Genomic DNA, 26,521 nt, shown 5'->3' on the forward strand with positions numbered 1-26,521 from the left:
GGGGCGCGGTCTTCACCGGTTGGCCATGTGCGCGCCGCCTGCCGCGTGCGCGTCACTCTTACTTGACGGTCGTGATCGCCGGACGGTTGTGGTGCGGGGGCGGGTTTTTCCCCGGACGGGCGGACGGGGTGGCGAACGACGCGGCTCCGCGCCCCCTTTCGCGGGGCGCGGAGCCGTGTGTCCCGCGAGTGGTGTCAGTGGGCCGCCGATTCCCAGTCCCGGCCCACGCCCACCGAGACGTCCAGGGGGGCCTTGAGGTGGACCGCCGTGGTCATCTCCCGGCGGAGCAGGGCCTCCACCCGCTCCCGTTCGCCGGGGGCGATCTCCAGGACGATCTCGTCGTGGACCTGGAGCAGCATGCGGGAGGCCAGACCGGCCGCCCGCAGCGCCTCGCCGACCCTCAGCATGGCGATCTTGACGATGTCGGCGGCCGTGCCCTGGATCGGGGCGTTCAGGGCCATGCGCTCGGCGGCCTCGCGGCGCTGGCGGTTGTCGCTGTTGAGGTCGGGCAGGTAGCGGCGGCGGCCGAACAGCGTCGCCGTGTAGCCCGTCGCCCGGGCCTCTTCGACCACGCGGCGCAGATAGTCCCGTACGCCGCCGAAGCGCTCGAAGTAGGCCTCCATCAGCGTGCGGGCCTCGGCGGCCTCGATGCCCAGCTGCTGGGAGAGGCCGAAGGCCGAGAGCCCGTACGCCAGGCCGTAGGACATCGCCTTGATCTTGCGGCGCATCTCCGCGTCCACCGCTGAGCGCTCCACGCCGAAGACCTGGGAGGCGGCGGTGGTGTGCAGGTCCTCGCCGGAGGTGAAGGCCTCGATGAGACCGGCGTCCTCGGAGAGGTGGGCCATCACCCGCAGCTCGATCTGGCTGTAGTCGGCCGTCATCAGGGACTCGTAGCCCTCGCCGACGACGAAGCCGCGGCGGATGGCGCGGCCCTCGTCGGTACGGACCGGGATGTTCTGCAGGTTGGGGTCGGTGGAGGAGAGCCGGCCGGTGGCGGCGACGGTCTGGTTGAAGGTGGTGTGGATGCGGCCGTCGGCGGCGATCGTCTTGATCAGGCCCTCGACGGTGACGCGGAGCTTGGCCTGCTCACGGTGCCGGAGCATGATCACCGGGAGTTCGTTCTCCGTCTGGGCGGCCAGCCAGGCCAGCGCGTCGGCGTCCGTGGTGTAGCCGGTCTTGGTCTTCTTCGTCTTCGGCAGGCCCAGTTCGCCGAAGAGGACCTCCTGGAGCTGCTTGGGCGAGCCGAGGTTGAACTCGTGGCCCGCCGCCGCGTGCGCCTCCCGCACGGCCTGCTGGACGGCGCCCGCGAACATCTGCTCCATGGACTCCAGATGGGCGCGGTCGGCGGCGATGCCGTGCCGCTCCATGCGGGCGAGGAGGGCGGAGGTCGGCAGTTCCATGTCGCCCAGCAGGTCGGCCGCGCCGACCTCCTTCAGCCGGCCGGTGAAGGCCTCGCCGAGGTCGAGGATGGCGCGGGCCTGCACCATCAGCGCGTCGGCCTCGGCCTCCTCGTCGGCGCCGAAGGCGAGCTGGCCGTCCGCGGCGGCCGGCGGCGCGAGTTCCCGGCCGAGGTACTCCAGGGTCAGCGCGTCCAGGTCGAAGGAGCGGCGGCCGGGCTTGACCAGGTAGGCGGCCAGGGCGGTGTCCATCGTGACGCCCTCGATCGTCCAGCCGTGCTCGGCGAAGACGCGCATCGCGCCCTTGGCGTTGTGCAGCACCTTGGGGCGGGCGGGGTCGGCGAGCCAGGCGGCGAACGCCCGCTCGTCCTCCTCGTCGACCTCCGTCGGGTCGAACCAGGCGGCGGGCCCGGCAGCCGTGGCCAGGGCGACCTCGGCGACGGAGCCGGTGCCGAGGGCCCAGGTGTCGACGGTGGCCAGGCCGAGCGGAACCGTGCCGTGCTCGGCGAGCCAGGGCTTCAGCGCGCCCGCGCCCAGCACCGCGCCGTCCACCGCGACACCGGCGGCGACGGGGGCGGCCTCGACCTCCTCCGCGCCCGGGTCGACGGCGAAGAGCCGCTCCCGCAGGGAGGGGTTGCGGATCTCCAGACTGTCCAGGAGCAGCGTGACGGCCTTGCGGTCGTAGGCGACGCGCTCCAGGTCGGCGACCGTGCGGTCCAGCTCGACCTGCCGCTCCAGCTCGGTGAGCCGGCGGTTGAGCTTGACCGACTCCAGGTGCTCGCGCAGGTTCTGCCCCGCCTTGCCCTTGACCTCCTCGACCCGCTCGACCAGTTCGGCGAAGGAACCGAACTGGTTGATCCACTTGGCGGCCGTCTTCTCGCCGACGCCGGGGATGCCGGGCAGGTTGTCCGAGGGGTCCCCGCGCAGGGCCGCGAAGTCGGGGTACTGGGAGGGCGTCAGCCCGTACTTCTCGAGGACCTTCTCCGGGGTGAACCGGGTCAGCTCGGAGACGCCCTTGGTGGGGTACAGCACCGTGACGTGCTCGCTGACGAGCTGGAAGGAATCGCGGTCGCCGGTGACGATCAGGACGTCGAAGCCCGCGGCCTCGGCCTGCGTGGCGAGGGTGGCGATGATGTCGTCCGCCTCGAAGCCCTCGACGGCGAAGCGGTCCGCGTGCATCGCGTCCAGCAGTTCGCCGATGAGCTGGACCTGGCCCTTGAACTCGTCGGGCGTCTTGGAGCGGTTCGCCTTGTACTCGGTGAACTCCTCCGAGCGCCAGGTCTTGCGGGAGACGTCGAACGCCACCGCGAAGTGCGTGGGCGCCTCGTCGCGCAGCGTGTTCGCCAGCATCGACGCGAAGCCGTAGATCGCGTTCGTCGGCTGGCCCGTCGCGGTGGTGAAGTTCTCCGCGGGCAGCGCGAAGAACGCGCGATAGGCCAGCGAGTGCCCGTCCATGAGCATCAGCCGTGGGCGGTCGCCGGAGGTCGTGTCGGTCTTCTTCGCTGCTGTCTCTGCCACGTCCCCGATCCTGCCACGCCCCACCGACAGCCCGGCCCCGCGCCGCCCCGGCCCGGCCGCTCCCGCCGCCGGCCCGGAGGCCGTACCAGCCACGTCCCGCCCCGCCGCCGCCCCACCGCCGCCCCGCCCCGGCCGGTCCCGGCCGCGGAACACGCGTGCGAGGATCGGAGAGGCAGTTCACACCCAGGGCGCAAGGGAGAGCGTGCGATGGCGACGAAGCCGCCGAAGGCAGATCCGGTGCAGGACGCCCCCAGGGTCGCCGGCGCCCAGCATGTGGCGGCCGGTCTCCCGGCCGTCCGGCACAGCCTCGTCATGGCCCAGCAGCAGATGGGAGTGCGGCGCACCGCGCTGACCCTGCTGCGCGTCAACCAGAAGGACGGGTTCGACTGCCCCGGCTGCGCCTGGCCCGAGGGCGAGCAGCGGCACACCGCCGAGTTCTGCGAGAACGGCGCCAAGGCGGTCGCGGAGGAGGCCACCCTGCGCCGGGTCACCCCGGAGTTCTTCCGCGCGCACCCGGTCTCCGACCTCGCCGGCCGCAGCGGTTACTGGCTGGGCCAGCAGGGCCGGCTCACCCACCCCATGTACCTGCCCGAGGGCGCCGACCACTACGAGCCGATCGGCTGGGACCGCGCCTTCGACATCGTCGCCGAGGAACTGCGCGCGCTCGCCTCCCCCGACGAGGCGGTCTTCTACACCTCGGGCCGCACCAGCAACGAGGCGGCGTTCCTCTACCAGCTCTTCGCCCGCGAGCTGGGCACCAACAACCTGCCCGACTGCTCCAACATGTGCCACGAGTCCTCCGGTTCGGCCCTGACGGAGACGATCGGCGTCGGCAAGGGCAGCGTCCTGCTGGAGGACCTGCACAAGGCGGACCTGATCATCGTGGCCGGGCAGAACCCGGGCACCAACCACCCGCGGATGCTCACCGCGCTGGAGAAGGCGAAGGCGGGCGGCGCGCGCATCATCAGCGTCAACCCACTGCCCGAGGCGGGCCTGGAGCGCTTCAAGAACCCCCAGACCCCGCGGGGCCTGCTCAAGGGCGCCGCCCTCACCGATCTGTTCCTGCAGATCCGGCTCGGCGGCGACCAGGCGCTGTTCCGCCTCCTCAACAAGCTGATCCTCGAGACGGAGGGCGCGGTCGACGAGGAGTTCGTCGACGCGCACACGCACGGCTACGAGGAGTTCGCCGAGGCGGCCCGCGCCGCCGACTGGGAGGAGACCCTCACCGCGACCGGCCTGACCCGCGAGGACATCGAGCGCGCCCTGCGGATGGTGCTCGACTCCCAGCGCGTCATCGTGTGCTGGGCGATGGGCCTGACCCAGCACAAGCACGCGGTGCCCACGATCCGCGAGATCGTCAACTTCCTGCTGCTGCGCGGCAACATCGGCCGTCCCGGCGCGGGCGTGTGCCCGGTGCGCGGCCACTCCAACGTGCAGGGCGACCGCACCATGGGCATCTTCGAGCGGCCCGCCCCCGCCTTCCTGGACGCGCTGGAGAAGGAGTTCGGCTTCGCGCCGCCCCGCGCCCACGGCTACGACGTCGTCCGGGCCATACGGGCCCTGCGCGACGGCGAGGCGAGGGTGTTCTTCGCGATGGGCGGCAACTTCGTCTCCGCCTCCCCCGACACGGAGGTCACCGAGGCCGCGATGCGCCGCGCCCGGCTCACGGTGCACGTGTCGACGAAACTCAACCGCTCCCACGCGGTCACCGGCGCCCGGGCGCTGATCCTGCCCACCCTCGGCCGCACCGAGCGGGACGTGCAGGCGAGCGGGGAGCAGTTCGTGACCGTGGAGGACTCCATGGGCATGGTGCACGCCTCCCGGGGCCGTCTGAAGCCCGCCGGCCCCCACCTGCTGTCCGAGCCCGCCATCGTGTGCCGGCTGGCGCGGCGGGTGCTCGGCGCGGACAGCCGGGTGCCCTGGGAGGAGTTCGAGCGGGACTACGCCACCGTCCGTGACCGGATCGCCCGCGTCGTCCCCGGCTTCGAGGACTTCAACGCCCGGGTGGCCCGCCCCGGCGGCTTCGCCCTCCCGCACGCCCCGCGCGACGAGCGGCGCTTCCCCACCGCCACCGGCAAGGCCAACTTCACCGCCGCCCCGGTCGAGTACCCGGCGCTGCCGGAGGGCCGGCTGCTGCTGCAGACGCTGCGCTCGCACGACCAGTACAACACCACGATCTACGGCCTGGACGACCGCTACCGGGGCATCCGCGACGGCCGCCGGGTGGTGCTCGTCAACGCCGAGGACGCCCGCGCCCTGGGTGTCGCGGACGGCTCCTACGTCGACCTGGTGAGCGAGTGGCGGGACGGCGTGGAGCGGCGCGCGCCCGGCTTCCGCGTCGTGCACTACCCCACCGCCCGGGGGTGCGCGGCGGCGTACTACCCGGAGACCAATGTGCTGGTCCCGCTGGACGCCACCGCCGACACGAGCAACACCCCCGCCAGCAAGTCCGTCGTGGTCCGCCTGGAACAATCGACGACCGACTGAGCGTTCGCTCAGCGAAGCCGGCGGCAACACGCCGGCGCCCGGTCACGGACGGAATCCGTCCACGACGACATGAACGGAGCCAGCGCCCATGGGTGAACAGCGGAACGTGACCTTCCCGCAGGAGGTCGTCGACGAGTACGCCGCGCTCGGGATCGACCTGGAGGCGCTGTTCTCCGCGGGACACCTGGGCACGCGGATGGGCGTGCGGATCGTCGAGGCCTCGGCCGAGCGGGTCGTGGGCACCATGCCCGTCGAGGGCAACACCCAGCCGTACGGACTGCTGCACGGCGGCGCCTCCGCCGTCCTGGCGGAGACCCTCGGCTCGGTCGGCGCGATGCTCCACGGGGGCAGCGGGAAGCTCGCGGTCGGCGTCGACCTCAACTGCACCCACCACCGCGGCGCCCGGTCCGGCCTGGTCACGGGCGTGGCGACGCCCCTGCACCGGGGCCGCTCCACGGCCACGTACGAGATCGTGATCAGCGACGAGGACGGGCGGCGCGTGTGCAGCGCACGGCTGACCTGCATGCTCCGCGAGGCCGACCCCACCGCCGTGCGGGACGTCTCACCGCGGGCCTGACGAAGAGCCGGCGAAGGACCGGCCGACGGGCCGGCCGACGGCCGAAAAGCACCCCTCCGTGCCGGAGCGCCCCCCTCGCGCTCCGGCACGGACGCGTTTCCGGTACCGCTGCCGGCGCCCCCGCCTCCCCCGAATCCGCGTATGGGCCGACATGCGCGCACTGCCGGAGAATGCCGGATTGCCTTTCCTGATCGTAACCCTCCGTAATATGCAGGCAATACGCGCCCAAACACCACCGGGGCGGCACGGCGCACCCCTCTCACCGGAATCACCAGCAGTCACCCCTGGCAACGTTTTCCGTCATTACCAAAACCGCTGAGACTCCTGAACGAAATCGCCCCGGTGCTGGGCGTTCTCAGCATGCGGACCGGACGAATGGGTCAGAATTCCATCGTTCCCCCCAGTCGGTACCGCTCTGCATTACCTCGTGTCATAACAAGAGCGTCACAGCCTTGGCCAAGTCCTCCTCTGCCTTCCACACCCGCGCTTAGAGTCACCGCCAGTCACCGCGCAGCCGAAAAGCCAGACCGGCCGCCGTACGACTCGGCTGCTTCCACGGGGAAACAGCTGCGCCAGTGAAAGGACTTACGATCGTGCGCCCACGTTCGCTCATCGCCATCACCGCCGCGCTGGCGGCGGGAGCACTCACCCTCACCGCCTGCGGCTCCCGGGACGACAAGGGCGGCAGCGACGACAAGGAGAACACCACCGTCGTCATCGGTGTCGACGCCCCGCTGACCGGTCAGAACTCCGCCACCGGCCTGGGCATCCAGTACGGCGTGCAGATCGCCGTCGACGACGCCAACAAGAAGAAGACCGTCCCCGGCGTCACCTTCAAGGTGAAGGCACTCGACGACAAGGCCATCCCCGCCACCGGCCAGCAGAACGCCACCGCGCTCGTCGCGAACAAGGACGTCCTCGGTGTCGTCGGTCCCCTCAACTCCGGCGTCGCCACCCAGATGCAGCAGGTGTTCGACACCGCCAACCTGGTCGAGATCTCGCCGTCCAACACCGCCCCCGAGCTGACCCAGGGCAAGGACTGGCAGACCAAGAAGTCGCGGCCGTACAAGTCGTACTTCCGCACCGCGACCACCGACGCCCTTCAGGGCGGCTTCGCCGCGCAGTACGCGCACGACACGCTCAAGAAGAAGAAGGTCTACGTCGTCGACGACAAGCAGACCTACGGCGCCGGCCTCGCCAAGCTGTTCACCTCCAGCTTCAAGAAGCTGGGCGGCAAGATCGCCGGCACCGACCACGTCAACACCGGCGACAAGGACTTCTCCACCCTCGTCACCAAGGTCAAGAACTCCGGCGCCGACATGCTGTACTACGGCGGCCAGTACGACGAGTCGCAGATCCTCACCAAGCAGCTCAAGGACGCCGGCGCCAAGATCCCGCTCTTCGGCGGCGACGGCATGTTCTCCGACACCTACATCAAGACCGCCGGCAAGACCTCCGAGGGAGACCTCTCCACCTCCGTCGGCGTCCCCGTCGACACCATCCCCGCCGCCAAGGAATTCATCGCGGCCTACAAGGCCAAGAAGTACCCCGGTGACTACGGCACCTACGGCGGCTACTCCTACGACGCCGCCACCGCCATCATCAAGGCCGTCGGTGAGGTCGTGAAGGACGGCAAGGTTCCCGACGACGCCCGCCAGCAGATCGTGGACCAGGTCCAGAAGGTCAAGTTCGAGGGCATCGCCGGACCGGTCGCCTTCGACGAGTACGGCGACACCACGAACAAGCAACTGACCGTGTACCAGGTCAAGGACGGCAAGTGGAAGGCCGTCAAGAGCGGCACCTACGACGCCGGCTGACCCCACCGCACCACCCCCGGGCCGCGCGGCAGACCACCCGTCACCGCGCGGCCCTCCCCCTTATCCAGGTCCGGCCGACCCACCGGGCCGGTCCACTCCCTCACTTCACACACGGAGGCCGCGCGGTGAACACACTGCCGCAGCAGCTGGCCAACGGGCTGTTCCTCGGCTCGATGTACGGGCTGATAGCCATCGGTTACACGATGGTGTACGGCATCGTCCAGCTCATCAACTTCGCCCACGGCGAGATCTTCATGACCGGGGGCTTCGGCGCCCTCTCGGTCTACATCTGGCTCCCCGGCAACACCAGCATGTGGCTCGCCCTGCCGCTGATGCTGGCCGGCGGTGCCGTCGTCGCCGTCCTCGTCGCCGTAGGAGCCGAACGCTTCGCCTACCGCCCGCTGCGCGGCGCACCACGACTGGCCCCCCTCATCACCGCCATCGGTCTCTCGCTCGCCCTGCAGCAGGCCGTCTTCAACTGGTACCCCGACGCCAAGACCGACCGCGTCTTCCCGCAGCTCCCCTTCGGGCCGTACCACATCGGCTCCGTGCGCATCCAGAGCGGCGACATCTTCCTCGTCGTCGCCGCCATCCTGTGCATGACCGCCCTGGCCTTCTTCGTCCGCCTCTCCCGCACCGGCCGCGCCATGCAGGCCACCGCCCAGGACCCGGACACCGCCCAGCTCATGGGCATCGACACCAACCGCATCATCGTGATCGCCTTCGCCATCGGCGGCCTCTTCGCCGCCGTCGCCGGCGTCGCCTACGGCCTCAAATACGGCTCCGTCAAGTACGACATGGGCTTCCAGGCCGGCCTCAAGGCATTCACCGCCGCCGTCCTCGGCGGCATCGGCAACATCTACGGCGCCATGCTCGGCGGCCTCGTCCTCGGCGTCGCCGAAGCCATGGCCACCGCCTACATCGCCGACATCCCCGGCATGGAGCAGCTCGGCGGCCAGGGCTGGGCCTCCGTCTGGGCCTTCGTCCTCCTCATCCTCGTCCTCCTGTTCAGGCCACAAGGCCTCCTAGGCGAACGCGTCGCGGACAGGGCGTGATCGCATGACCTCCACCACCACCCCCGAACCGACGACTCCGGAAGCCGCCGCCACCCCGGCCCCGCCCGCACCCCGCGGGCTGGTCCCCCTGCCCACCGGCGCCGGCCTCGGCCTCGTCCTCCTCGGCGGAGTCGGCACCATCGCCTCCGCCTTCATGTCCTGGACCTGGACGGCCAAGTTCCCCGGCGACCTCACCGTGTACGGCTACCCGGCCGGCCTGCAGATCCTCGCCATCGTCGCCGGAGCACTCGCCCTGCTCCTCGGCGCCGCCCGCCTCGGACTCCTCAGGCTCCCGAACGCCGAGCGGATCGCCAACCCCTCGGCCGTCTTCTACGCCGCCGCCTCCGCGTTCGCCCTCTGCTGGTTCGCGGCCATCGCCATCGCCGTCGACCTCGGCGGCCTGGCCAACCTCGACCCCGGCGCCTACATCGCGGCCGCCTCCAGTGCCCTCGCCCTCATCGGCGCACTCGCCGTCCCGGCCGGCCCCGGCGGCATCCGCCCCTACCTGAGCGCCACCGACCCGGGCCGCATCAGCGTCCCGGACAACCCCTGGGTGCGCCGGCTCGTCATCACCCTCGGCACCGCCCTCGCCCTCGTCGCCTTCACCTACGGCATCGGCATCGACAGCGACGACAGCGAGACCTTCATCGGCTTCGTCCTGCTCGTCGCCTTCGGCGCCCTCACCCTCAACCGCTCGGGACTGCTCGCCCGCTACACCGCGATCAGCAGCCGCCACACGGGCTTCGCCGTCGCCCTGGCCTTCCTCGCCGCGGTGGTCTTCCCCTTCACCCAGAGCGACGACCACAACGCCAACCTCGGCGTCAACATCCTCACCTTCGGCACCGTCGCCCTCGGCCTCAACATCGTCGTCGGCCTCACCGGCCTCCTCGACCTCGGCTACGTCGCCTTCCTCGGCGTCGGCTCCTACACCGCGGCCCTGGTCTCCGGCAGTGAGTACAGCCGCTTCACCGGCACCGAGTTCCCCTTCTGGGCCGCCGCCCTGACCGGCATGGCCGTCACCCTCGTCTTCGGCGTCCTCATCGGCGCCCCGACACTCCGGCTGCGCGGCGACTACCTCGCCATCGTCACCCTCGGCTTCGGAGAGATCTTCCGCATCGCCGTCAACAACATGGACGGCAGCTCCGGACCCAACATCACCAACGGCCCCAACGGCATCAGCCGCATCCCCGACCTGGAGATCTTCGGGTTCAACCTCGGCGACAGCCACGACGTCGCCGGCCACACCCTCGGCCGGTTCGCCAACTACTTCTTCCTGATGCTGATCGTCACGGCCATCGTCGTCCTGGTCTTCACCCGGGCCGCCGACAGCCGCATCGGCCGCTCCTGGATCGCCGTCCGCGAGGACGAGACCGCCGCGACCGCCATGGGCATCAACGGCTTCCGCGTCAAGCTCGTCGCCTTCGCCCTCGGCGCCTCGCTGGCCGGCCTCGCCGGCACCGTCGGCGCGCACGTCTCCTACAGCGTCAACCCGGCGCCCTACCAGTTCGCCGGCGCCGCCCCGCCCAACAGCGCCTTCCTGCTCGCCGCCGTCGTCCTCGGCGGCATGGGCACCGTCAGCGGCCCCCTCCTCGGCGCCTCCCTGCTCTACCTCATCCCGGAGAAGCTCGGCTTCCTCCAGAACTACGAGCTCTTCGCCTTCGGCATCGCGCTCGTCCTGCTGATGCGGTTCCGCCCGGAGGGCGTCATCGCCAACCGGCGCCGCCAGCTCGAATTCCACGAAATCGACCAGCTCGACGTCCCCGAGCGAGGCCTTTCCGACTCCACCCTCGGCGTCACCAAGGCAGGGGCGTGACCACCATGACCACACCCGCACTCCAGGCCCGCGACGTCACCATGCGCTTCGGCGGCCTCACCGCCGTGCGCTCCGTCGACCTCACCGTCAACACCGGCGAGATCGTCGGCCTGATCGGACCCAACGGCGCCGGAAAGACCACCTTCTTCAACTGCCTCACCGGTCTCTACGTGCCCACCGAGGGAACCGTCAGCTACCACGACAAGGTCCTCCCGCCCAAACCCCACCTCGTCACCAAGGCCGGCATCGCCCGGACCTTCCAGAACATCCGGCTCTTCGCCAACATGACCGTTCTGGAGAACGTCCTCGTCGGCCGCCACACCCGCACCAAGGAAGGGCTCTGGTCCGCCCTCCTGCGCGGACCCGGCTTCCGCAAGGCCGAGAAGGCGAGCGAGGAACGGGCCATGGAGCTCCTCGAGTTCATCGGCCTCGCCCACAAGCGCGACCACCTCGCCCGCAACCTCCCCTACGGCGAGCAGCGCAAGCTGGAGATCGCCCGCGCCCTCGCCAGCGAGCCCGGCCTGCTCCTCCTCGACGAGCCCACGGCCGGAATGAACCCGCAGGAGACCCGCGCCACCGAGGAACTCGTCTTCGCCATCCGCGACAAGGGCATCGCCGTACTCGTCATCGAGCACGACATGCGCTTCATCTTCAACCTGTGCGACCGCGTCGCCGTCCTCGTCCAGGGCGAGAAACTCATCGAAGGCACCTCCGAGGTCGTCCAGGCCGACGAGCGCGTCGTCGCCGCCTACCTCGGCGAACCCTTCGAGGGCGCCCCCGGGGACGCCGAGGCGGCGGAGGTCGAGGCCGCCGAGGCGGACGCGGCCGCGGCGGGGGCCGCGGCCCCCGTGACCGACGCGGCCCCGGCCGACGCGGCCGAGACCGGCACGGCGCCGAGCACCGACGGCGACAAGAGCGCCGGCACCACCAAGGGAGAAGCCCAGTGACCGCACTCCTGGAGGTCGAGGACCTCAAGGTCGCCTACGGCAAGATCGAAGCCGTCAAGGGCATCTCGTTCAGCGTCGAGGCCGGCCAGGTCGTCACCCTCATCGGCACCAACGGCGCCGGCAAGACGACCACCCTGCGCACCCTCTCCGGCCTGCTCAAGCCCAGCTCCGGACGGGTCGTGTTCGACGGCAAGCCGCTCAGCGGCGTCCCCGCGCACAAGATCGTCTCCCTCGGGCTCGCCCACTCCCCCGAGGGCCGGCACATCTTCCCCCGGCTCTCCATCATGGAGAACCTCCAGCTCGGCGCCTTCCTCCGCAAGGACAAGGACGGCATCGAGAAGGACATCCAGCGCGCCTACGACCTCTTCCCCATCCTGGGCGAACGACGGAAGCAGGCCGCCGGCACCCTCTCCGGCGGCGAGCAGCAGATGCTCGCCATGGGACGCGCCCTGATGTCCCAGCCGAAGCTCCTCATGCTCGACGAGCCCTCCATGGGACTCTCGCCGATCATGATGCAGAAGATCATGGCGACCATCGCGGAGCTGAAGGCCCAGGGCACCACGATCCTCCTCGTCGAGCAGAACGCCCAGGCGGCGCTCTCCCTCGCCGACCAGGGTCACGTCATGGAGATCGGCAACATCGTCCTCTCCGGCAGCGGACAGGACCTCCTCCACGACGAATCGGTCCGCAAGGCCTACCTCGGCGAGGACTGAGGCCGGCCCACCGCGACACGACGAGGCCCGCGCACCCCTGGGCAGGGGGCGCGGGCCTCGTGGCGTGTGCGCGGGGGTCAGCGCGGATCAGCCGAGACCGCGGTGGGCGGCCCACAGGCCACTCGCCCGGCGGCGGCCTCCGCGACCAGGGCACAAGGGCTCAGCCCTTCGCCGCCTTCTTCTCCTCCGCGTCCTGGATCACGGCCTCCGCGACCTGCTGCATCGACATCCGCCGGTCCATCGACGTCTTCTGGATCCACCGGAACGCGGCCGGCTCCGTCAGGCCGTACTCCGTCTGCAGCACCGACTTCGCCCGGTCCACCAGCTTGCGCGTCTCCAGCCGCTGCGAGAGGTCCGCGACCTCCTTCTCCAGCTCCTTCAGCTCCGTGAACCGCGAGACGGCCATCTCGATGGCCGGGACGACATCACTCTTGCTGAACGGCTTCACCAGGTACGCCATCGCCCCCGCGTCGCGCGCCCGCTCCACCAGGTCGCGCTGCGAGAACGCGGTGAGCATCAGCACCGGGGCGATGCGCTCCTCGGCGATCCGCTCCGCCGCCGAGATGCCGTCCAGCTTCGGCATCTTCACGTCGAGGATCACGAGATCCGGCCGGTGCTCCCGGGCCAGCTCCACGGCCCGCTCCCCGTCCCCGGCCTCACCGACGACGCTGTAGCCCTCCTCCTCCAGCATCTCCTTGAGGTCGAGCCGGATGAGCGCCTCGTCCTCGGCGATGACAACACGCGTCGTCGACGGAGGCACGTGCGACGTGTCCTCATCGGCTGCGTCGGCGGACTGGGGCGACTCGGGCGCGGTCACGGGGGCTCCTCGTTCGGGGCGGGGTACTACTGACAAGAGCGTACCCAGCTGCGGTAGGGTGTTGGCACGGCGGGTGTCCGCCGACCTTCTTTTTGAAGGAAGCCCCGGTAGCCCAGCGGTAGAGGCACGGTGCTCAAACCACCGACAGCGTGGGTTCGAATCCCACCCGGGGCACTTCTCCTGCATTTCGAAGGTCACGATTTCCAGCGGAGTTTCACGTTCTCGTGAACCTCCGCTTTTTGCTGCGTGTCGTCCGGAACAGCATCGCAGTGTGGCCGCATGTACGACCTCAGCACACGCAAGCGAACCCTTGATCTGCTCGCCCAGGGCCGCAGTCTGAATTCGGTCAGCACACAGACCGGAATCTCCCGTGCGGCCATCCGCGCATGGCAAACACGGCTCGAGCCCTTGAACCGCACCCGCGCCCGCCCGTGTCCCCGGTGCGCCGACGTACCGGAGAAGCCCGAGCAGCCCGCCGCCTACGCATACCTGCTCGGCCTGTACCTGGGCGACGGTTGCATCAGCTACGCACGCAGGGGTGTCTACTTCCTCCGCGTCACCTGCGCCGACGCCTGGCCGGGCCTGATCGACGCCTGCGTCGAAGCCATGCAGCTCGTCCGTCCGGCCAACAAGGTGTTTCGCGTCCAACGTCAGGGGTGTCAGAACGTCACCTGCTACAGCAAGCACTGGCCCTGCCTCTTCCCACAGCATGGGCCTGGGAAGAAGCACGAGCGCGCCATCGCACTCGCGCCCTGGCAACAGGAACTCGTCGACGCCCACCCTTGGGAGTTCATCCGCGGCCTGATTCACTCCGACGGCTGCCGGATCACGAATTGGACGACTCGCCTCGTCGGCGGTGAGCGCAAGCGGTACGAGTATCCGCGGTACTTCTTCACGAACGTCTCCGGCGACATCCGGCAGCTCTTCACGGACACCCTGGACAAGCTCGGTGTCGCGTGGACCCTCTGCACGCGCGAGGGGAACCCGTTCAACATCTCCGTCGCCCGTAGAGCCTCCGTCGCCCTCATGGACGTCCACGTCGGTCCCAAGTATTGACCCGTTGCCTCACCCCGCGCGGTGTCGTTGGGGGTGCGGGGCGCGGCTTCCCGCGCCGTGTGCCCGGAGGGTGTCGTATGTGCGGGTCAGCCCTGGCTTCCGGTCCGTGTGGCGCGGACGCGGTGCGGCCGTTGGTCGAGAGTGTGCTCGGTGCGCTTCAGGAGGGCCGCCGGGAGCGTGGTGGTCCCCTGCCCGCCGGTGGGCCGGCGGTGGTGGCGGCCCGGGTGGCGCGGGCGCTCGGTGAGGTGCTGCCGGAGGAGGGTGACCCGGGGGCGCTGGGCGAGCTGGTGCGGGTGCTGGCGGCGGGGGCGGCCGATCCGGCGGACCCGTGGTGCGCGGCGCATCTGCACTGTCCGCCGCTGGCGGTGGCCGTCGCGGCGGATCTGGCCGTGAGCGTGCTGAACCCCTCGCTGGACTCCTGGGACCAGGCGCCGTCCGCCTCGGCTCTGGAGGGCGTGGTGACGCGGGCGCTGGCGCGGGAGGCGGGGATGGCGGAGGCGTTGGTGACGTCGGGGGGTACGGAGGCGAATCAGCTCGCGGTGCTGCTGGCGCGGGAGGCGTGCGGGCCGGGGGTGCGGCTGGTGTGCGGGGAGAACGCGCACCATTCGCTGTCGAGGGCGGCGTGGTTGTTCGGGCTTCCGGAGCCGCTGGTGGTGCCGGCGCCCGGCGGGGTGCTGGGGGCCTCGGTGCTGGAGGGGGCGCTGTCGGAAGTAGCGGGTCCCGCGCTGGTCGCGGCGACGGCGGGGACGACGGACGCAGGGTTGATCGATCCGCTGCCGGAGGTGGCGGCGGCGTGCGCCCGGTTCGGGGCGCGGCTGCATGTGGACGCCGCGTACGGGGGCGGGCTGTTGTTCAGTGGCCGGTACCGGGGTCTGCTGGCGGGGTTGGAGGCCGCGGACAGTGTGGCGCTGGATCTGCACAAGCTGGGCTGGCAGCCGGCGGCGGCGGGGTTGTTCGCGGTGCGGGAGGCCGGTGATCTGGCGGTGTTGGGTCAGCGTGCCGATTATCTGAGCGCGGCGGACGACGTGGAGGCGGGGTTGCCGGATCTGCTGGGGCGGTCGCTGCGGACGACGCGGCGTCCGGATGTGTTCAAGGTGGCGGTGACGCTGCGTGTGCTGGGGCGTGCGGGGCTGGGGGCGCTGGTGGACCGGGTGTGTGCGGGGGCGCGGGAGTTCGCCGGGCTGGTCGCGGCGCATCCCGGGTTCGAGTTGTTCGGCCGGCCGGTGATCAGCACGGTGGTGTTCCGTCCCGTGGGGGTGGGGGACGACATCGTTGCCGAGGTGCGGCGGCGGTTGTTGGTGGAGGGGCGGGCGGTGCTGGGGCGGGCGCGTCTCGGCGGCCGGTTGTGGTTCAAGGTCACTCTTCTCAATCCGCGGGTCCGCGACGGTGAGTGGGCGGGTCTGCTGCGCCTGGTGGAAGGACAACTCCGATGATGGCGTCCGCGTCTGTCCGTGATCTCGTCGGTGTCGGCATCGGGCCGGCCAATCTGTCGTTGGCGGCTCTCGCGCAGCCGCTGGCCGGGTTGGACGCGGTCTTCTTCGAGCAGCGGCGGGGGTTCGAGTGGCATCCGGGTCTGCTGATCGAGGGGGCGCGCCTGCAGGTGCCGTTCCTGGCGGATCTGGTGTCCTTGGCGGATCCGACGAGCCGGTGGTCGTTCCTGAATCATCTGCGTGCGCGGGAGCGGTTGTTCCCGTTCTATTTCTCGGAGCGGCCGCACATTCTGCGGGCGGAGTACGAGGGGTATTGCCGTTGGGTGGCGGAGCGGCTGCCGTCCTTGCGTTTCGGGCATCAGGTGGATGCGGTGCGGTGGAATCCGCGTGCGGAGTTGTTCGAGGTGGATTTCGGTCAGGTGGACGCGGGGGGCGGGGTGGAGGCGCTGGGCCGGGTGCGTACCCGGAATGTGGTGCTGGGGGTGGGGACGGAGCCGTATGTGCCGGAGCCGTTGCGGCCTTTGGTGGGTGCGCCGGAGGTGGCGGTGTGTCATGCGGCGGATTATCTGGAGCATCGTGAGCGGATGTTGGCGGCGCGTCATGTGACGGTGGTGGGTGCGGGGCAGTCGGGGGCGGAGGTGTTCCTGGATCTGCTGCGGCACCGTCCGGTGGGGCGGGAGCGGTTGCACTGGGTGGCGCGGACGGAGGCGTTCGCGCCGATGGAGTATTCGAAGCTGGGGCTGGAGCATTTCACGCCGGATTACGCGGGGTATTTCCACGGGTTGGAGGAGTCGGTGCGGGACCGGCTGCTGCCCTCGCAGTGGCGTTTGCACAAGGGGATCGACGCGGGGACGATCGCGGCGGTGCAGGAGGAGTTGTACCGGCGGGCGGTGGCGGGGGGCTGGCCGGACGTGGTGCTGACTCCGGGGGTGCGGGTGCGGACGGCGGGGTGGCTGTCGGGTTCGCGGGTGGAGTTGCATCTGGAGCATGTGGAGCAGGGGGTGCGGACGTGTCTGGCGACGGACGCGGTGGTGCTGGCGACGGGGTTCCGTGAGCGTCCGGTGGGTTCGCTGCTGAGGTCGCTGGATCCGTACGTGTGCCGTGATGCGGCGGGGCGTCCGCGTGTCGACGCGGGGTATCGCATGGTGCTGGCGCGGGAGGTCGCGGCGACGGGGTGTGCGGTGTACGTGCAGAACGGGGAGGCGCACGCGCACGGGGTGGGTGCGCCGGATCTGGGGATGACGGCGTGGCGCAGTGCCACGATCCTGAACGGGGTGACGGGTGGGGAGCCGTATCCCTTGCCGCGGCGGACGGCGTTCACGTCGTTCGGGCTGCGGGAGCGTGTGGTGCCGGGGGTCCCGTCCACGCGGGGCGCGGCCGCGGTGGCGTTGACGCCTCTCGTGGACGGGGTGTGAGTGTCTTTTCCCGGGGTCAGAAGACGGGGGTGCCGTCGCGGGTGAGCTTCCAGTCGGTGGAGGCGAAGTCCTTGGGGTCGAGGACGCCCTTGGCGGTGACCCATTCGGCGATGCGGGTGCGGATCTCGGTGGATTCGGACCAGAGTTCCTTGGCGTTCGCGACGTGTGGGAAGGCTCCGCCGCCGTTGGCGCGGTAGTTGTTGACGGCGAGGACGAACTGGGCGGTGTCGTCGAGTGGTTCGCCGTTGTGGGCGAGGTTCTTGATGCGGCTTCCGGCGGGCTGGGCGATGTCGATGTCGTAGGTGAGGCCGGAGACGTAGTCGTAGTTGTAGTCGGGGCGGCCGCCTTCGTTGGTGAGGGCGTCGATGTCGACGGGGGCGTCGGGGGCGGTGCGTTCGTAGTACTGGGCGGAGTATTCGAGGTAGGCGCGGAGCTGGGCGCCGGTGAGGAGTTTGGCGACGAGGGTGTTGTCGTAGACGTAGAGGCTGGAGAGGGCGCGGATGGTGACGTCGCCGGCGGGGATCTCGGAGGTGCGGGAGAAGGGGGATGCCTGGGCGAGGACGGGGAGGTCGGCGTATGCGGTGCCGGTGAGTGCTTCCTTGACGACGTCCTCCTGGACCTTGGTGATGAGGTCGATGATGGGGGCGTCCTTGTAGCGGGCGTCGACGGTGGTGAGGGTCTCGGTGGCGGTGCCGACGACCTGGTTGACGTAGGCGACGACGGCGCGGTGCTGGTGGTCGAGGAGCTTGGTGATGCGGGGGTCGTCCTCGACCTCGCTGGTGTCGCGGAGGGAGGCGCTGACCTTGTCGACGGTCCAGTGGCCCTTGTCGAGGGTGAGTTCGATGTCGAAGAGGGTGAGGCGTTCGGCGAAGCAGAGGGGTTCGGAGAGGACGACGGTCTTGCCGGTGGTGTCGTTGGTGACCTTGCGTTCGGGGATCTCGACGTGGGCGTGGCCGACGAGGATGGCGTCGATGCCGGGGACGGTCTTCGCGATGTCGGCGGCGGCGTTCTCGACGTAGGGGAGCTGGTCGCCCCAGGAGGAGGTGCCGTCGGCGCCGGAGTGGGCGGAGACGATGACGACGTCGGCGCCCATGGAGCGGAGTCTGGGCACCCAGGTGGCGGCCTGTTCCTCGAGTCCGGGGAAGGCGAGTTTGCCCTGGACGTAGGCCTTGTCCCAGATGGCGATGCCGGGGTTGGTGAGGCCGAGGACGGCGACCTTGACGGGCGGGCCGCCGGGGACGTGGAGCTTCTTGAGGAGGTAGGGGGCGAAGGCGGGTTTGAGGGTGGTGGCGTCGACGGCGTTGGCGCCGAGGAGGGGGAAGTCGAGCTGGGACTCGAACTTCCTGAGGGTGTCGATGCCGTAGTTGAACTCGTGGTTGCCGAGGGCGGCGGCGTCGTAGCCGATGGTGTTCATGGCGCGGGCCATGGGGTGGACGGGGCCGCCCTTGGCGGTGATGGGGTCGACCTTGGCGTAGTAGTAGGTGAGCGGGGTGCCCTGGATGGTGTCGCCGGCGTCGATGAGGAGGGTGTTCTCGCGGCCTCGTTCCTGGCGGATCTGCTGGACGAGGGTGGAGATGCGGGCGAGTCCCTGGGCGTTGCCCTCGGGGTCGGTGTAGGTGGCGTCCTTGTAGTAGTCCCAGTTGAAGAGGTGGCCGTGGAGGTCGGTGGTGCCCATGACGGTGAGGGTGTGGCGTCGTGGGGGCTTCTTGTGGGGGGTGGGGGCGGCGGCGTGGGCGGCGGCAGTGGTGGTCACGGTGGTGAGGGTGGCAGCGCCGGTGGTGAGGGCGGCGTTTTCGAGGAACCTGCGGCGGTTCAGGGGCATGGGGGGAGCTCCTTGGGCGGGGAGGGGTCGCCGGTGTGGTGACGCGCGTAGATTGTGGCCCGGTGGGGTGGGGGTGCGACAGGGGGGCCCTGGTTGCGATCTGATGACCGGTGGGTTCTGCGGGTTCGCTCCGCCGGTGGAGGCCGTGGCGCGTCCGTGTTTCCTCACCGCGCCGCCGGCGTTTCCTCACCGCGCCGTCGGCGGAGGGGTGTCTTAGTGTCGGAGCCATGCGTCGAGTGAAGATCGTGTGCGCTTTGGGGTCCGCCACCGACTCGTACGAGCAGGTCAGGGCTTTGGTCGAGGCCGGGATGGATGTGGCGCGCCTGGGTCTGGGCCACGGTGGGGGGCGCGGTGCGGACGAGGAGCGGTACCGGTGGGTGCGGAAGGCGGCCGACGAGACGGGGCGGAGTGTGTGTCTGCTCGCCGATCTGCGGGGGCGGAAGACGCGGCTCGGCCGGTTCCGTGCGGGGCCCGTAGTGCTGGGCGCCGGGGACGAGTTCACTCTGACGGGCGAGGAGGGCGTCCTCGGTGACCGGCACGGGTGCGGGACGACCTGCGTGGGGCTCGCGGGTGCGGTGGGCCCCGGGCAGCGGGTGCTCGTGGACGAGGGCCGGGTCGTGCTGGAGGTCGTGTCCGTGGACGGGTCCCGGGTGCGTACGAGGGTCGTGGAGGGCGGTGGGGTGGCGGACCACGCGGGTCTGAATCTGCCCGGTGTCCTCACGTCGGCGCCCGCGCTGGGTGCGGCGGACGAGGACGATCTGCGCTGGGCGTTGCGGACGGGTTTCGACGTGGTGGCGCTGTCGTTCGTGTGTTCCGGGCGGGATGTGGCGGCCGTGCACCGGGTGATGGACGAGGAGGGCCGGCGTCTTCCCGTCCTCGCGAAGGTGGAGAAGCCGCAGGCGGTGGAGGCGATCGAGGAGATCGTGGCCGCGTTCGACGGGATCGTGGTGGCCCGGGGTGATCTGGGGGCGGAGATGCCGCTGGAGCGGGTGCCCTCGGTGCAGAAGCGGGTGGTGGAGCTGGCCCGGCGCGCTGCGAAGCCGGTGGTCGTGTCCACGCAGTTGCTCGACTCGATGACGGGGCGTGTGCGGCCGACGCGGGCGGAGGCCAGTGATGTGGCGAACGCGGTTCTCGACGGCACGGACGCGGTGATGCTGTCGGGTGAGACGAGTGCGGGGGCGCATCCCGTCGAGGCGGTGGCGACGATGGTGAGGATCGTCGAGGCGGCGGAGGAGGACTTCCTCGGTGCGGGGCTCGCGCCGCTGACGGACGGGGACAGGCCGCGCAGCCGGGGCGGGGCGGTGGCGCGGGCGGCGGCGGGGATCGGGGACTGTCTGGGTGCGCGGTATCTGGTGGCGTTCACTCAGAGCGGTGACACGGCGCGCCGTCTGGCGCGGCACCGTTCACCGATCCCGGTGCTGGCGTTCACCGCCGAGCAGGCGACGCGCTCGCGGTTGAGTCTGACGTGGGGGGTGGAGACGTTCCTGGAGCCGGCCGCCGGTTCCACGGACGCGATGATCACTCAGGTGGAGGAGGCGCTGCTGCGGTACGGGCGGTGTCGTCGCGGGGACGTCGTGGTCCTCACGGCGGGGTCGCCGCCCGGGGTGCGGGGGACGACGAACATGGTGCGGGTGCATCGGGTCGGCGGGGGCGGCGCCGGCTCCGGGTGACCGCGCGGGGCGGGGCGGTGTCCCGGCCCTTCCCCGCGCGGCGGTGCCGGTCAGGCCTCGCGGACGCGCAGGGCGCGGGCGAGGTCGTCGAGCTGGTCGGCGAGCCGGCGGCGCAGGGAGGGCACGGGGTCGCTCTCGCGCAGGAAGGTCTCGCCCTTTCGCAGGTGGCCGGTGTCGACGGCGTAGGCGGGGAAGGCCCAGCGGCCGATCGCGTCGGCGATGGCGGGGCCGCGGCGGGCGGCGAGGGCGGTGGCGTCCTGGTAGTAGCGGTCGACGTACTCCCCCAGCAGGTCGGCCTGTTCGGGCTGCCAGAAGCCTTGGGCGGTGGCGGTGAACAGGTAGTTGGACAGGTCGGCGGCGGGGTCCTCGGTGAACATGGCCGCCCAGGCGCGTTCCTTGGCGGCGGGGTCGGGCAGTGCGGCGCGGCAGCGGGCGGCGCCCTCCTGGCCGGTGGCGCTGGGGTCGCGTGCGAGTTCGGCGGCGAGGGTGTCCTCGTCGACGGCGCCGAGGGCGGCGAGCCGGCTCAGGACGCGCCAGCGCAGTTCGGGGTCGAGTTCGGGGCCGCCGGGGACGGTGCCCTCGGCGAGCCAGGCGGCGATGGTGTGGGGGTGGGCGGCGACGTCGATGCGGTGGCGCACGGCGGTCAGGCGCAGCCCGGGGTGGGAGCCGTCCTCGGTGCGGCGGACGAGGTCGCGGCAGAGTTCGGTGAGGGTGGCGAGGGCGGCGGGCCGGCGCTCGGGGGTGAGGTAGCGGTCGGCGATCTGGCCGGCGGCGAAGGCGAGGACGCCCTGGACGAGGGCGACGTCGGTCTCGCGCGGGAGGTGGGCGCGGGCGATGTCCAGGTAGGCGTCCGGGGCGAGTTCGCCGTCGCGGACGGCGTCGCGCAGGGAGTTCCAGACGACGGCGCGGGTGAGGGGGTCGGGGAGGCCGGAGAGGGATGCGCGGAGGGTGGCGTACGACTCGGGGTCGAAGCGGACCTTGGCGTAGGTGAGGTCGGAGTCGTTGGGGACGAGCAGCACGGGGCGTTTGCCGAGGGGGTGGTCCGTGGTGCCGGGGACGTCGACCTCGAGGCGGGTGCGCAGGTGGAGGCCGTCCTCGTCGGTGAGGTCGCGGTCGTAGAGGCCGACGGCGATGCGGTGGGGGCGGCTTCCGTCGTGGGTGACGGTGAGGGTGTGGGTGCCGTCCTCGGCGCGGGTGAGGACCGGGGTGAGTGTGTCGACGCCCGTGGTGCGCAGCCATGCGTCGGCCCAGGCGTGGACGTCGCGTTCGGTGGCGGAGGCGAGGGAGTCGAGGAAGTCGGCGAGGGTGGCGTTGGCGAATCTGTGGCGGGCGAAGTGGGTGTTGATGCCGGCGAGGAAGTCCTTCTCGCCGAGCCAGGTGACCAGTTGGCGCAGGGCGGAGGCGCCCTTGGCGTAGGAGATGCCGTCGAAGTTGAGGAGGGCGGAGGCGGTGTCGGGGACGGCCTCGGGGGCGACGGGGTGGGTGGAGGGGCGCTGGTCGGCCTCGTAGCCCCAGGCCTTGCGGGAGACGCCGAACTCGGTCCAGGAGTCGGTGAAGCGGGTGGCCTCGGCGGTGGTCTGGTAGCCCATGTACTCGGCGAAGGACTCGTTGAGCCAGATGTCGTCCCACCACCGGAGGGTGACGAGGTCGCCGAACCACATGTGGGCCATCTCGTGGGCGATGACCATGGCGCGGGTCTGGCGTTCGGTGTCGGTGACGGCGGAGCGGTAGACGAACTCGTCGCGGAAGGTGACCAGTCCGGGGTTCTCCATGGCGCCGGCGTTGAACTCGGGGACGAACGCCTGGTCGTAGGAGTCGAAGGGGTAGGGCTCCTCGAACTTCTCGTGGTAGCGGTCGTAGCAGGCGCGGGTGATGTCGAGGATCTCCTCGGCGTCGGTGTCGAGGTACGGGGCGAGCGAGCGGCGGCAGTGGATGCCGAAGGGCAGTCCGCGGTGTTCGGTGCGTACCGAGTGCCAGGGGCCGGCGGCGAGGGCGACGAGGTAGGTGGAGATCGGCGGGGTGGTGGTGGCCTTCCAGGTGCCCTCGCCGGTGTGTTCGGTGACGCCGTTGGCGAGGACGGTCCAGCCCTCGGGGGCGGTGACGGTGAGGTCGAAGACGGCCTTGAGGTCGGGCTGGTCGAAGGCGGCGAAGACGCGCTGGACGTCGTCCATGAACATCTGGGTGTAGACGTACGTCTCGCCGTCGCTGGGGTCGGTGAAGCGGTGCATGCCCTCGCCGGTGCGGGAGTACCGCATGGAGGCGTCGACGCGCAGTTCGTGTTCGCCGGGGGTGAGGTCGCGCAGCGGCAGCCGGTTGTCCTCGAGGAGCGAGGGGTCCAGGGGCCGCCCGTCCAGGGTGGCGGAGCGCAGTGCGGCCGGCTTGAGTTCGACGAAGGTGTCCGTACCGGCCGTGTCGGAGGAGCCGCGCACGGTGAACCGGACGACGGTGCGGGAGTCGAAGGTGTCCTCGCCGACGGTGAGGTCGAGGCCGACCGTGTAGTGGTGGACGTCGAGGAGCTTGGCACGGGTCTGCGCTTCGTCGCGCGTCAGTACGGACATGGTGGCCATGCTGCCCGATGCCGTCCGCACGGCACAGGGGGGCCCTGCGGACGGCGGGCGCCGCCGCGGAGCGCGGACGGGCGCTCAGGGGGCACCGGCGGGCGCCGAGGGGCGCCGCCGGATGGCGCGGGCGGCTCAGGAGGGGTTCGTGGGGGCGCCCGGGGCGGGGTCGGCCGAGGTGTCGGCGATGCGCTCGTGGTGGCGGATCACCTCGGCGATGATGAAGTTGAGGAGTTTCTCGGCGAACGCGGGGTCGAGCTTGGCGCTCTCCGCGAGCCTGCGCAGCCGGGTGATCTGGCGGGTCTCCCGTTCGGGGTCGGCCGGGGGCAGCCGGTGCGCGGCCTTGAGATGGCCGACCTGCTGGGTGCACTTGAAGCGTTCGGCGAGCATGTGGACGACGGCGGCGTCGATGTTGTCGATGCTGTCGCGCAGCCGTTCGAGCTCGGCGTGGACCGCGGGATCGGTCCCGGCACTGTTGCTGGTGGTCATGGGCGCACACCCTACGGGGAGGCGGGGGGCGGCTCGGGAGCGTTCCGCAGGCCGGACAGTGCCTACAGTGGAGGGCGCGGCCGGTCCTCGCGCGGCCGGCGTCTTGTGGGGGTGCGGACGTGGCGAACGGCGGTCCTGTGGAGCACGGCTTTCCCCATCTGGACACGGTGCGGTCGGCCCTCACCGCGCTGTACCGGCGGTTGTCGTACGACACCGTGCGGAGCTTCGAGGTGAGCGTGGCGCCCGCGGACGTGGCGTTCGCCGACGGGGACGACCTGCATCTGGGGGCGCAGCGGGTGGCGCGGGAGCTGGTGCGCCACTACCGGTTGCCGGACGCGCGGATGATCGTCGGCTTCCGGGAGATGACGCATGCCGCCCAGGTGGAACTGGAGGCGGGTCCCGAGTACTTCATCGAGCTGAACGACCGTTTCCGCACGCACCGCAGGGACATCGGGGCGGCCCTCGCGCACGAGGTGATGCACGTCTTTCTGCACCGTCTGGACCTGGCGTTCCCCGGTACGCGGGACAACGAGATCCTCACGGACACGGCGGCGGCCTATCTCGGCGCGGGCTGGCTGCTCCTGGACGCCTACCGGGAGGACGGGGCGTCCTCGCAGAAGCTGGGCTATCTGACGCCGGAGGAGTTCGGGTACGTGGTGGCCAAGCGGGCGCTGGTGTTCGGGGAGGATCCCTCGGTGTGGTTCACCAGTCCGCAGGCGTACACGGCGTACACCAGGGGGCTGGCGCGGGCCCGGCAGGACGGGCGGGAGCCGCCGCTGACGGCCGCGGGCTGGGCGGGCCGCCGGCGGTACGCGCACGAGCGTCGGCGCGCGCGGGAGCACGTGGGCGGCGGGGAGCGCGCGCCGGAGGGGGTCGGGTACTCCTTCGCGCCGGGTGGTGCGGGGGCGGAGCGGGTGTCGTTCTCGTGTCCCGTCTGCTTCCAGCGCATCCGGGTGCCCGTACGGGGCCGGGTGCGGGCGCGGTGCGGGTTGTGCCGGACGGTGCTGGAGTGCGACACCTGAGCCGAGGATCTGGTGCCGTCCCGGGAGGTGACAGGGTGACAGGTGGTGCGACAAGTGGTGTGGAACACCCCGAATTCCCTTTGCCCGGGGGCCCTTGGCGCGCGAGGGTCGAGGGATGGACAGGCAAGGGCCGCCGGGGCTGCTCCCTGCGGTGCACGAAGGGGACGAGGACGCGGTCGTACGGCTGCTGCGGGCCGGCGCGGACCCGGAGGAGGCCGACGAGGACGGGCAGACGGCCCTGTATCTCGCGGCGGTCGCCGACGCGCCCGGCCTCGTGCGGCTGCTGCTGGCGGCCGGCGCCGACCCGGACCGGCTGAGCCGCGGCACGGACGCGCCGCTGTGCGGGGCGGCCTGCGGCGGGCACGAGCAGGTGGTGCGGGCGCTGCTGGGGGCCGGGGCGGCGGTGGACCTGGAGGAGGAGTACGGCTTCCGGGCGCTGACGTGGGCGGTGCGGCTGGGGCACGCCGGGGTGGTCTCGGCGCTGCTCGCGGCCGGGGCGGACCCGGACCGGCCGGGTCCCGGCGGGGAGCCGCCGCTGGTCGCGGCGGCGCGGCGGGGCTCGCCCGGATGCGTGCGGGCGCTGCTGGCGGCGGGCGCCGGGGCGCGTGCCGAAGCCCTCGCGGAGGCGCGGCGCTGGGCGGCGGCGGACGTCGCCGCGGAACTGCGGGCGGGCCTGGAGGCGGCGTACGGGGCGGGGCCGGGGTACCGGGTGCGGCGCTTCGTGGCGGAGAAGGGGGCGCCGACGGTGGAGGTGACGCTGGTCCGGGACGGCCGCGTGGTGGCCGGCGACGACCGCCAACTGGGGCATGCGGCGATCGTGAGGGAGTTGCTGGGCCGGGCCGGTGAGCAGGGCTGAGCCGGACGGGGCGGGGCCGCCGTGCCGGACAGGGCAGGGGCCGCTGTGCCGGACGGGCCGGGGCCGCCGTGCCGGGCGGGCGGCGCTGCATGACTGGTCGGAACGGGTGTGCGAGCCGGGCGCCCGGAGCCGTGTCACCTCCGTGGGGCGGTGCGGCGTCCGTACGCTGTATCGCATGAAGCGAGTCCGTCACCTCTTGTGGGCGGCCGTGACCGTGCTGGTCGTGGCCACGGTGTACGGCCTGACGCCCGGCCCCGGCGACCGGGGCCGGGACGACGGGGCCGGCCGGAAGTCCGACGGGACGGGTCTCGGCTCCCCCGCGAAGAAGGAGATCGCCCAGCAGATCGTGGCGAGCGCGGAGAACGGCACCCTGGACTGGCGCAGCGCCTACGGGTACATCGAGGACATCGGCGACGGGCAGGGGTACACGGCCGGGATCATCGGGTTCTGCACGGGCACGCACGATCTGCTGACGCTGGTGGAGAAGTACATGGAGGAGCACCCGGGCAACCGGCTGGCCCGGTACCTCCCCGCGCTGCGCGCGGTGGACGGCACGGATTCGCACGAGGGGCTGGGCGCCGGGTTCACGGCGGCCTGGAAGGCGGAGGCCAGGGTTCCGGCGTTCCGGCGGGCGCAGGACGCGGAGCGGGACCGGGTGTACTTCGACCCCGCGGTGCGGCGGGCCGAGGAGGACGGCCTGGGGGCGCTCGGCCAGTTCGTCTATTACGACGCGATCGTCTTCCACGGGCCGGGCACGAGGCCGGGGAGCTTCGGCGGGATCCGGGCGGCGGCACTGCGGCGGGCGAAGAGCCCGGCGGAGGGCGGTCCGGAGGCTGCCTACCTCGGGGCCTTCCTGGACGTCCGCAGGGCGGCGATGCGAAAGCGGGGGCCGGAGGTGGACACGAGCCGGGTGGACACCGCGCAGCGCGTGTTCCTGCGGGAGGGCAACCTGGAACTGAACCCGCCGCTGGTGTGGCGGGTGTACGGGGAGCGGTACGAGATCGGGTGACCCCTTCGCCCCCCGGATCCCTCTATTCCCCCGTTTCACAGTCGTTCGATAGA

Annotated in this window: 19 protein-coding genes and 1 tRNA gene; 15 read left to right on the forward strand and 5 right to left on the reverse strand. The window is 71.3% G+C overall.

Annotated features, from left to right (window positions below; genetic code table 11):
- Positions 1-194: 194 nt before the first annotated feature.
- Positions 195-2,915 (reverse strand): DNA polymerase I, encoded by a 2,721-nt coding sequence (gene polA, locus OHB09_RS07865; RefSeq protein WP_006143494.1) that lies wholly within the window; start codon positions 2,913-2,915, stop codon positions 195-197.
- 207 nt (positions 2,916-3,122) lie between these two features.
- Between polA and OHB09_RS07870 the strand changes: the two genes are divergently transcribed.
- From OHB09_RS07870 to OHB09_RS07900, 7 genes are all read left to right on the forward strand, one after another.
- The gene (locus OHB09_RS07870) at positions 3,123-5,402 is read left to right on the forward strand and encodes an FdhF/YdeP family oxidoreductase (protein ID WP_319350996.1); all 2,280 of its coding nucleotides are present in this window, start codon (positions 3,123-3,125) and stop codon (positions 5,400-5,402) included.
- Positions 5,403-5,490: 88 nt separating this feature from the next.
- Positions 5,491-5,979 (forward strand): PaaI family thioesterase, encoded by a 489-nt coding sequence (locus tag OHB09_RS07875; protein ID WP_006143496.1) that lies wholly within the window; start codon positions 5,491-5,493, stop codon positions 5,977-5,979.
- Between the two features lie 593 nt (positions 5,980-6,572).
- Complete coding sequence (locus OHB09_RS07880) at positions 6,573-7,796, forward strand: branched-chain amino acid ABC transporter substrate-binding protein (protein ID WP_006143497.1); 1,224 nt, start codon at positions 6,573-6,575, stop codon at positions 7,794-7,796.
- Positions 7,797-7,921: 125 nt separating this feature from the next.
- Positions 7,922-8,851, forward strand: coding sequence for a branched-chain amino acid ABC transporter permease (locus tag OHB09_RS07885; protein WP_006143498.1), 930 nt, complete (start codon positions 7,922-7,924; stop codon positions 8,849-8,851).
- 4 nt (positions 8,852-8,855) lie between these two features.
- On the forward strand, positions 8,856-10,664 hold the full coding sequence (locus tag OHB09_RS07890) for a branched-chain amino acid ABC transporter permease (protein WP_093595751.1): 1,809 nt from the start codon (positions 8,856-8,858) through the stop codon (positions 10,662-10,664).
- Positions 10,665-10,669: 5 nt separating this feature from the next.
- Complete coding sequence (locus tag OHB09_RS07895) at positions 10,670-11,611, forward strand: ABC transporter ATP-binding protein (protein ID WP_093596030.1); 942 nt, start codon at positions 10,670-10,672, stop codon at positions 11,609-11,611.
- Complete coding sequence (locus tag OHB09_RS07900; protein WP_006143502.1) at positions 11,608-12,324, forward strand: ABC transporter ATP-binding protein; 717 nt, start codon at positions 11,608-11,610, stop codon at positions 12,322-12,324. Before OHB09_RS07895 ends, OHB09_RS07900 begins: the two co-directional genes overlap by 4 nt.
- A gap of 160 nt (positions 12,325-12,484) precedes the next feature.
- Here the strand turns inward: OHB09_RS07900 and OHB09_RS07905 are convergent, their stop codons facing one another.
- Positions 12,485-13,141 carry an ANTAR domain-containing response regulator gene (locus OHB09_RS07905; RefSeq protein WP_093595754.1) on the reverse strand — a complete coding sequence of 219 codons (657 nt, stop codon included), beginning with the start codon at positions 13,139-13,141 and terminating at the stop codon, positions 12,485-12,487.
- A 101-nt stretch (positions 13,142-13,242) separates the two neighbouring features.
- Between OHB09_RS07905 and OHB09_RS07910 the strand changes: the two genes are divergently transcribed.
- The 4 genes from OHB09_RS07910 (at position 13,243) to OHB09_RS07925 (ending at position 17,042) form a co-directional block, all read left to right on the forward strand.
- Positions 13,243-13,315, forward strand: a tRNA-Leu gene (locus OHB09_RS07910).
- A 105-nt stretch (positions 13,316-13,420) separates the two neighbouring features.
- The gene (locus OHB09_RS07915) at positions 13,421-14,197 is read left to right on the forward strand and encodes a hypothetical protein (protein ID WP_006143504.1); all 777 of its coding nucleotides are present in this window, start codon (positions 13,421-13,423) and stop codon (positions 14,195-14,197) included.
- A 77-nt stretch (positions 14,198-14,274) separates the two neighbouring features.
- Entirely contained in the window at positions 14,275-15,630 is a 1,356-nt protein-coding gene (locus OHB09_RS07920) for a pyridoxal phosphate-dependent decarboxylase family protein (RefSeq protein ID WP_234528257.1), read from the forward strand.
- A complete protein-coding gene (locus OHB09_RS07925; RefSeq protein WP_006143506.1) occupies positions 15,627-17,042 on the forward strand; it encodes a lysine N(6)-hydroxylase/L-ornithine N(5)-oxygenase family protein in 1,416 nt (471 codons plus the stop codon). Before OHB09_RS07920 ends, OHB09_RS07925 begins: the two co-directional genes overlap by 4 nt.
- 16 nt (positions 17,043-17,058) lie before the next feature.
- Here the strand turns inward: OHB09_RS07925 and OHB09_RS07930 are convergent, their stop codons facing one another.
- A complete protein-coding gene (locus tag OHB09_RS07930) occupies positions 17,059-18,864 on the reverse strand; it encodes a bifunctional metallophosphatase/5'-nucleotidase (RefSeq protein WP_328921767.1) in 1,806 nt (601 codons plus the stop codon).
- 227 nt (positions 18,865-19,091) lie between these two features.
- Between OHB09_RS07930 and pyk the strand changes: the two genes are divergently transcribed.
- Entirely contained in the window at positions 19,092-20,534 is a 1,443-nt protein-coding gene (gene pyk / locus OHB09_RS07935) for a pyruvate kinase (RefSeq protein ID WP_328921768.1), read from the forward strand.
- Between the two features lie 50 nt (positions 20,535-20,584).
- Here pyk and pepN read toward each other — a convergent pair whose 3' ends face one another.
- Together pepN and OHB09_RS07945 are read right to left on the reverse strand one after the other, a co-directional pair.
- Entirely contained in the window at positions 20,585-23,092 is a 2,508-nt protein-coding gene (gene pepN / locus OHB09_RS07940; RefSeq protein WP_328921769.1) for an aminopeptidase N, read from the reverse strand.
- A 135-nt stretch (positions 23,093-23,227) separates the two neighbouring features.
- The gene (locus tag OHB09_RS07945) at positions 23,228-23,581 is read right to left on the reverse strand and encodes a chorismate mutase (RefSeq protein WP_006143511.1); all 354 of its coding nucleotides are present in this window, start codon (positions 23,579-23,581) and stop codon (positions 23,228-23,230) included.
- Positions 23,582-23,700: 119 nt separating this feature from the next.
- On the opposite strand from OHB09_RS07945, the gene OHB09_RS07950 reads away from it, so the two are divergent.
- From OHB09_RS07950 to OHB09_RS07960, 3 genes are all read left to right on the forward strand, one after another.
- Entirely contained in the window at positions 23,701-24,603 is a 903-nt protein-coding gene (locus tag OHB09_RS07950) for an RING finger protein (RefSeq protein WP_328921770.1), read from the forward strand.
- Between the two features lie 115 nt (positions 24,604-24,718).
- On the forward strand, positions 24,719-25,459 hold the full coding sequence (locus tag OHB09_RS07955) for an ankyrin repeat domain-containing protein (protein WP_167795567.1): 741 nt from the start codon (positions 24,719-24,721) through the stop codon (positions 25,457-25,459).
- Positions 25,460-25,634: 175 nt separating this feature from the next.
- The gene (locus OHB09_RS07960) at positions 25,635-26,468 is read left to right on the forward strand and encodes a chitosanase (RefSeq protein WP_328921771.1); all 834 of its coding nucleotides are present in this window, start codon (positions 25,635-25,637) and stop codon (positions 26,466-26,468) included.
- The last annotated feature ends 53 nt before the right edge of the window (positions 26,469-26,521 follow it).

It is taken from the genome of Streptomyces griseoaurantiacus, from assembly GCF_036189845.1.
Lineage (GTDB): Bacteria > Actinomycetota > Actinomycetes > Streptomycetales > Streptomycetaceae > Streptomyces > Streptomyces griseoaurantiacus.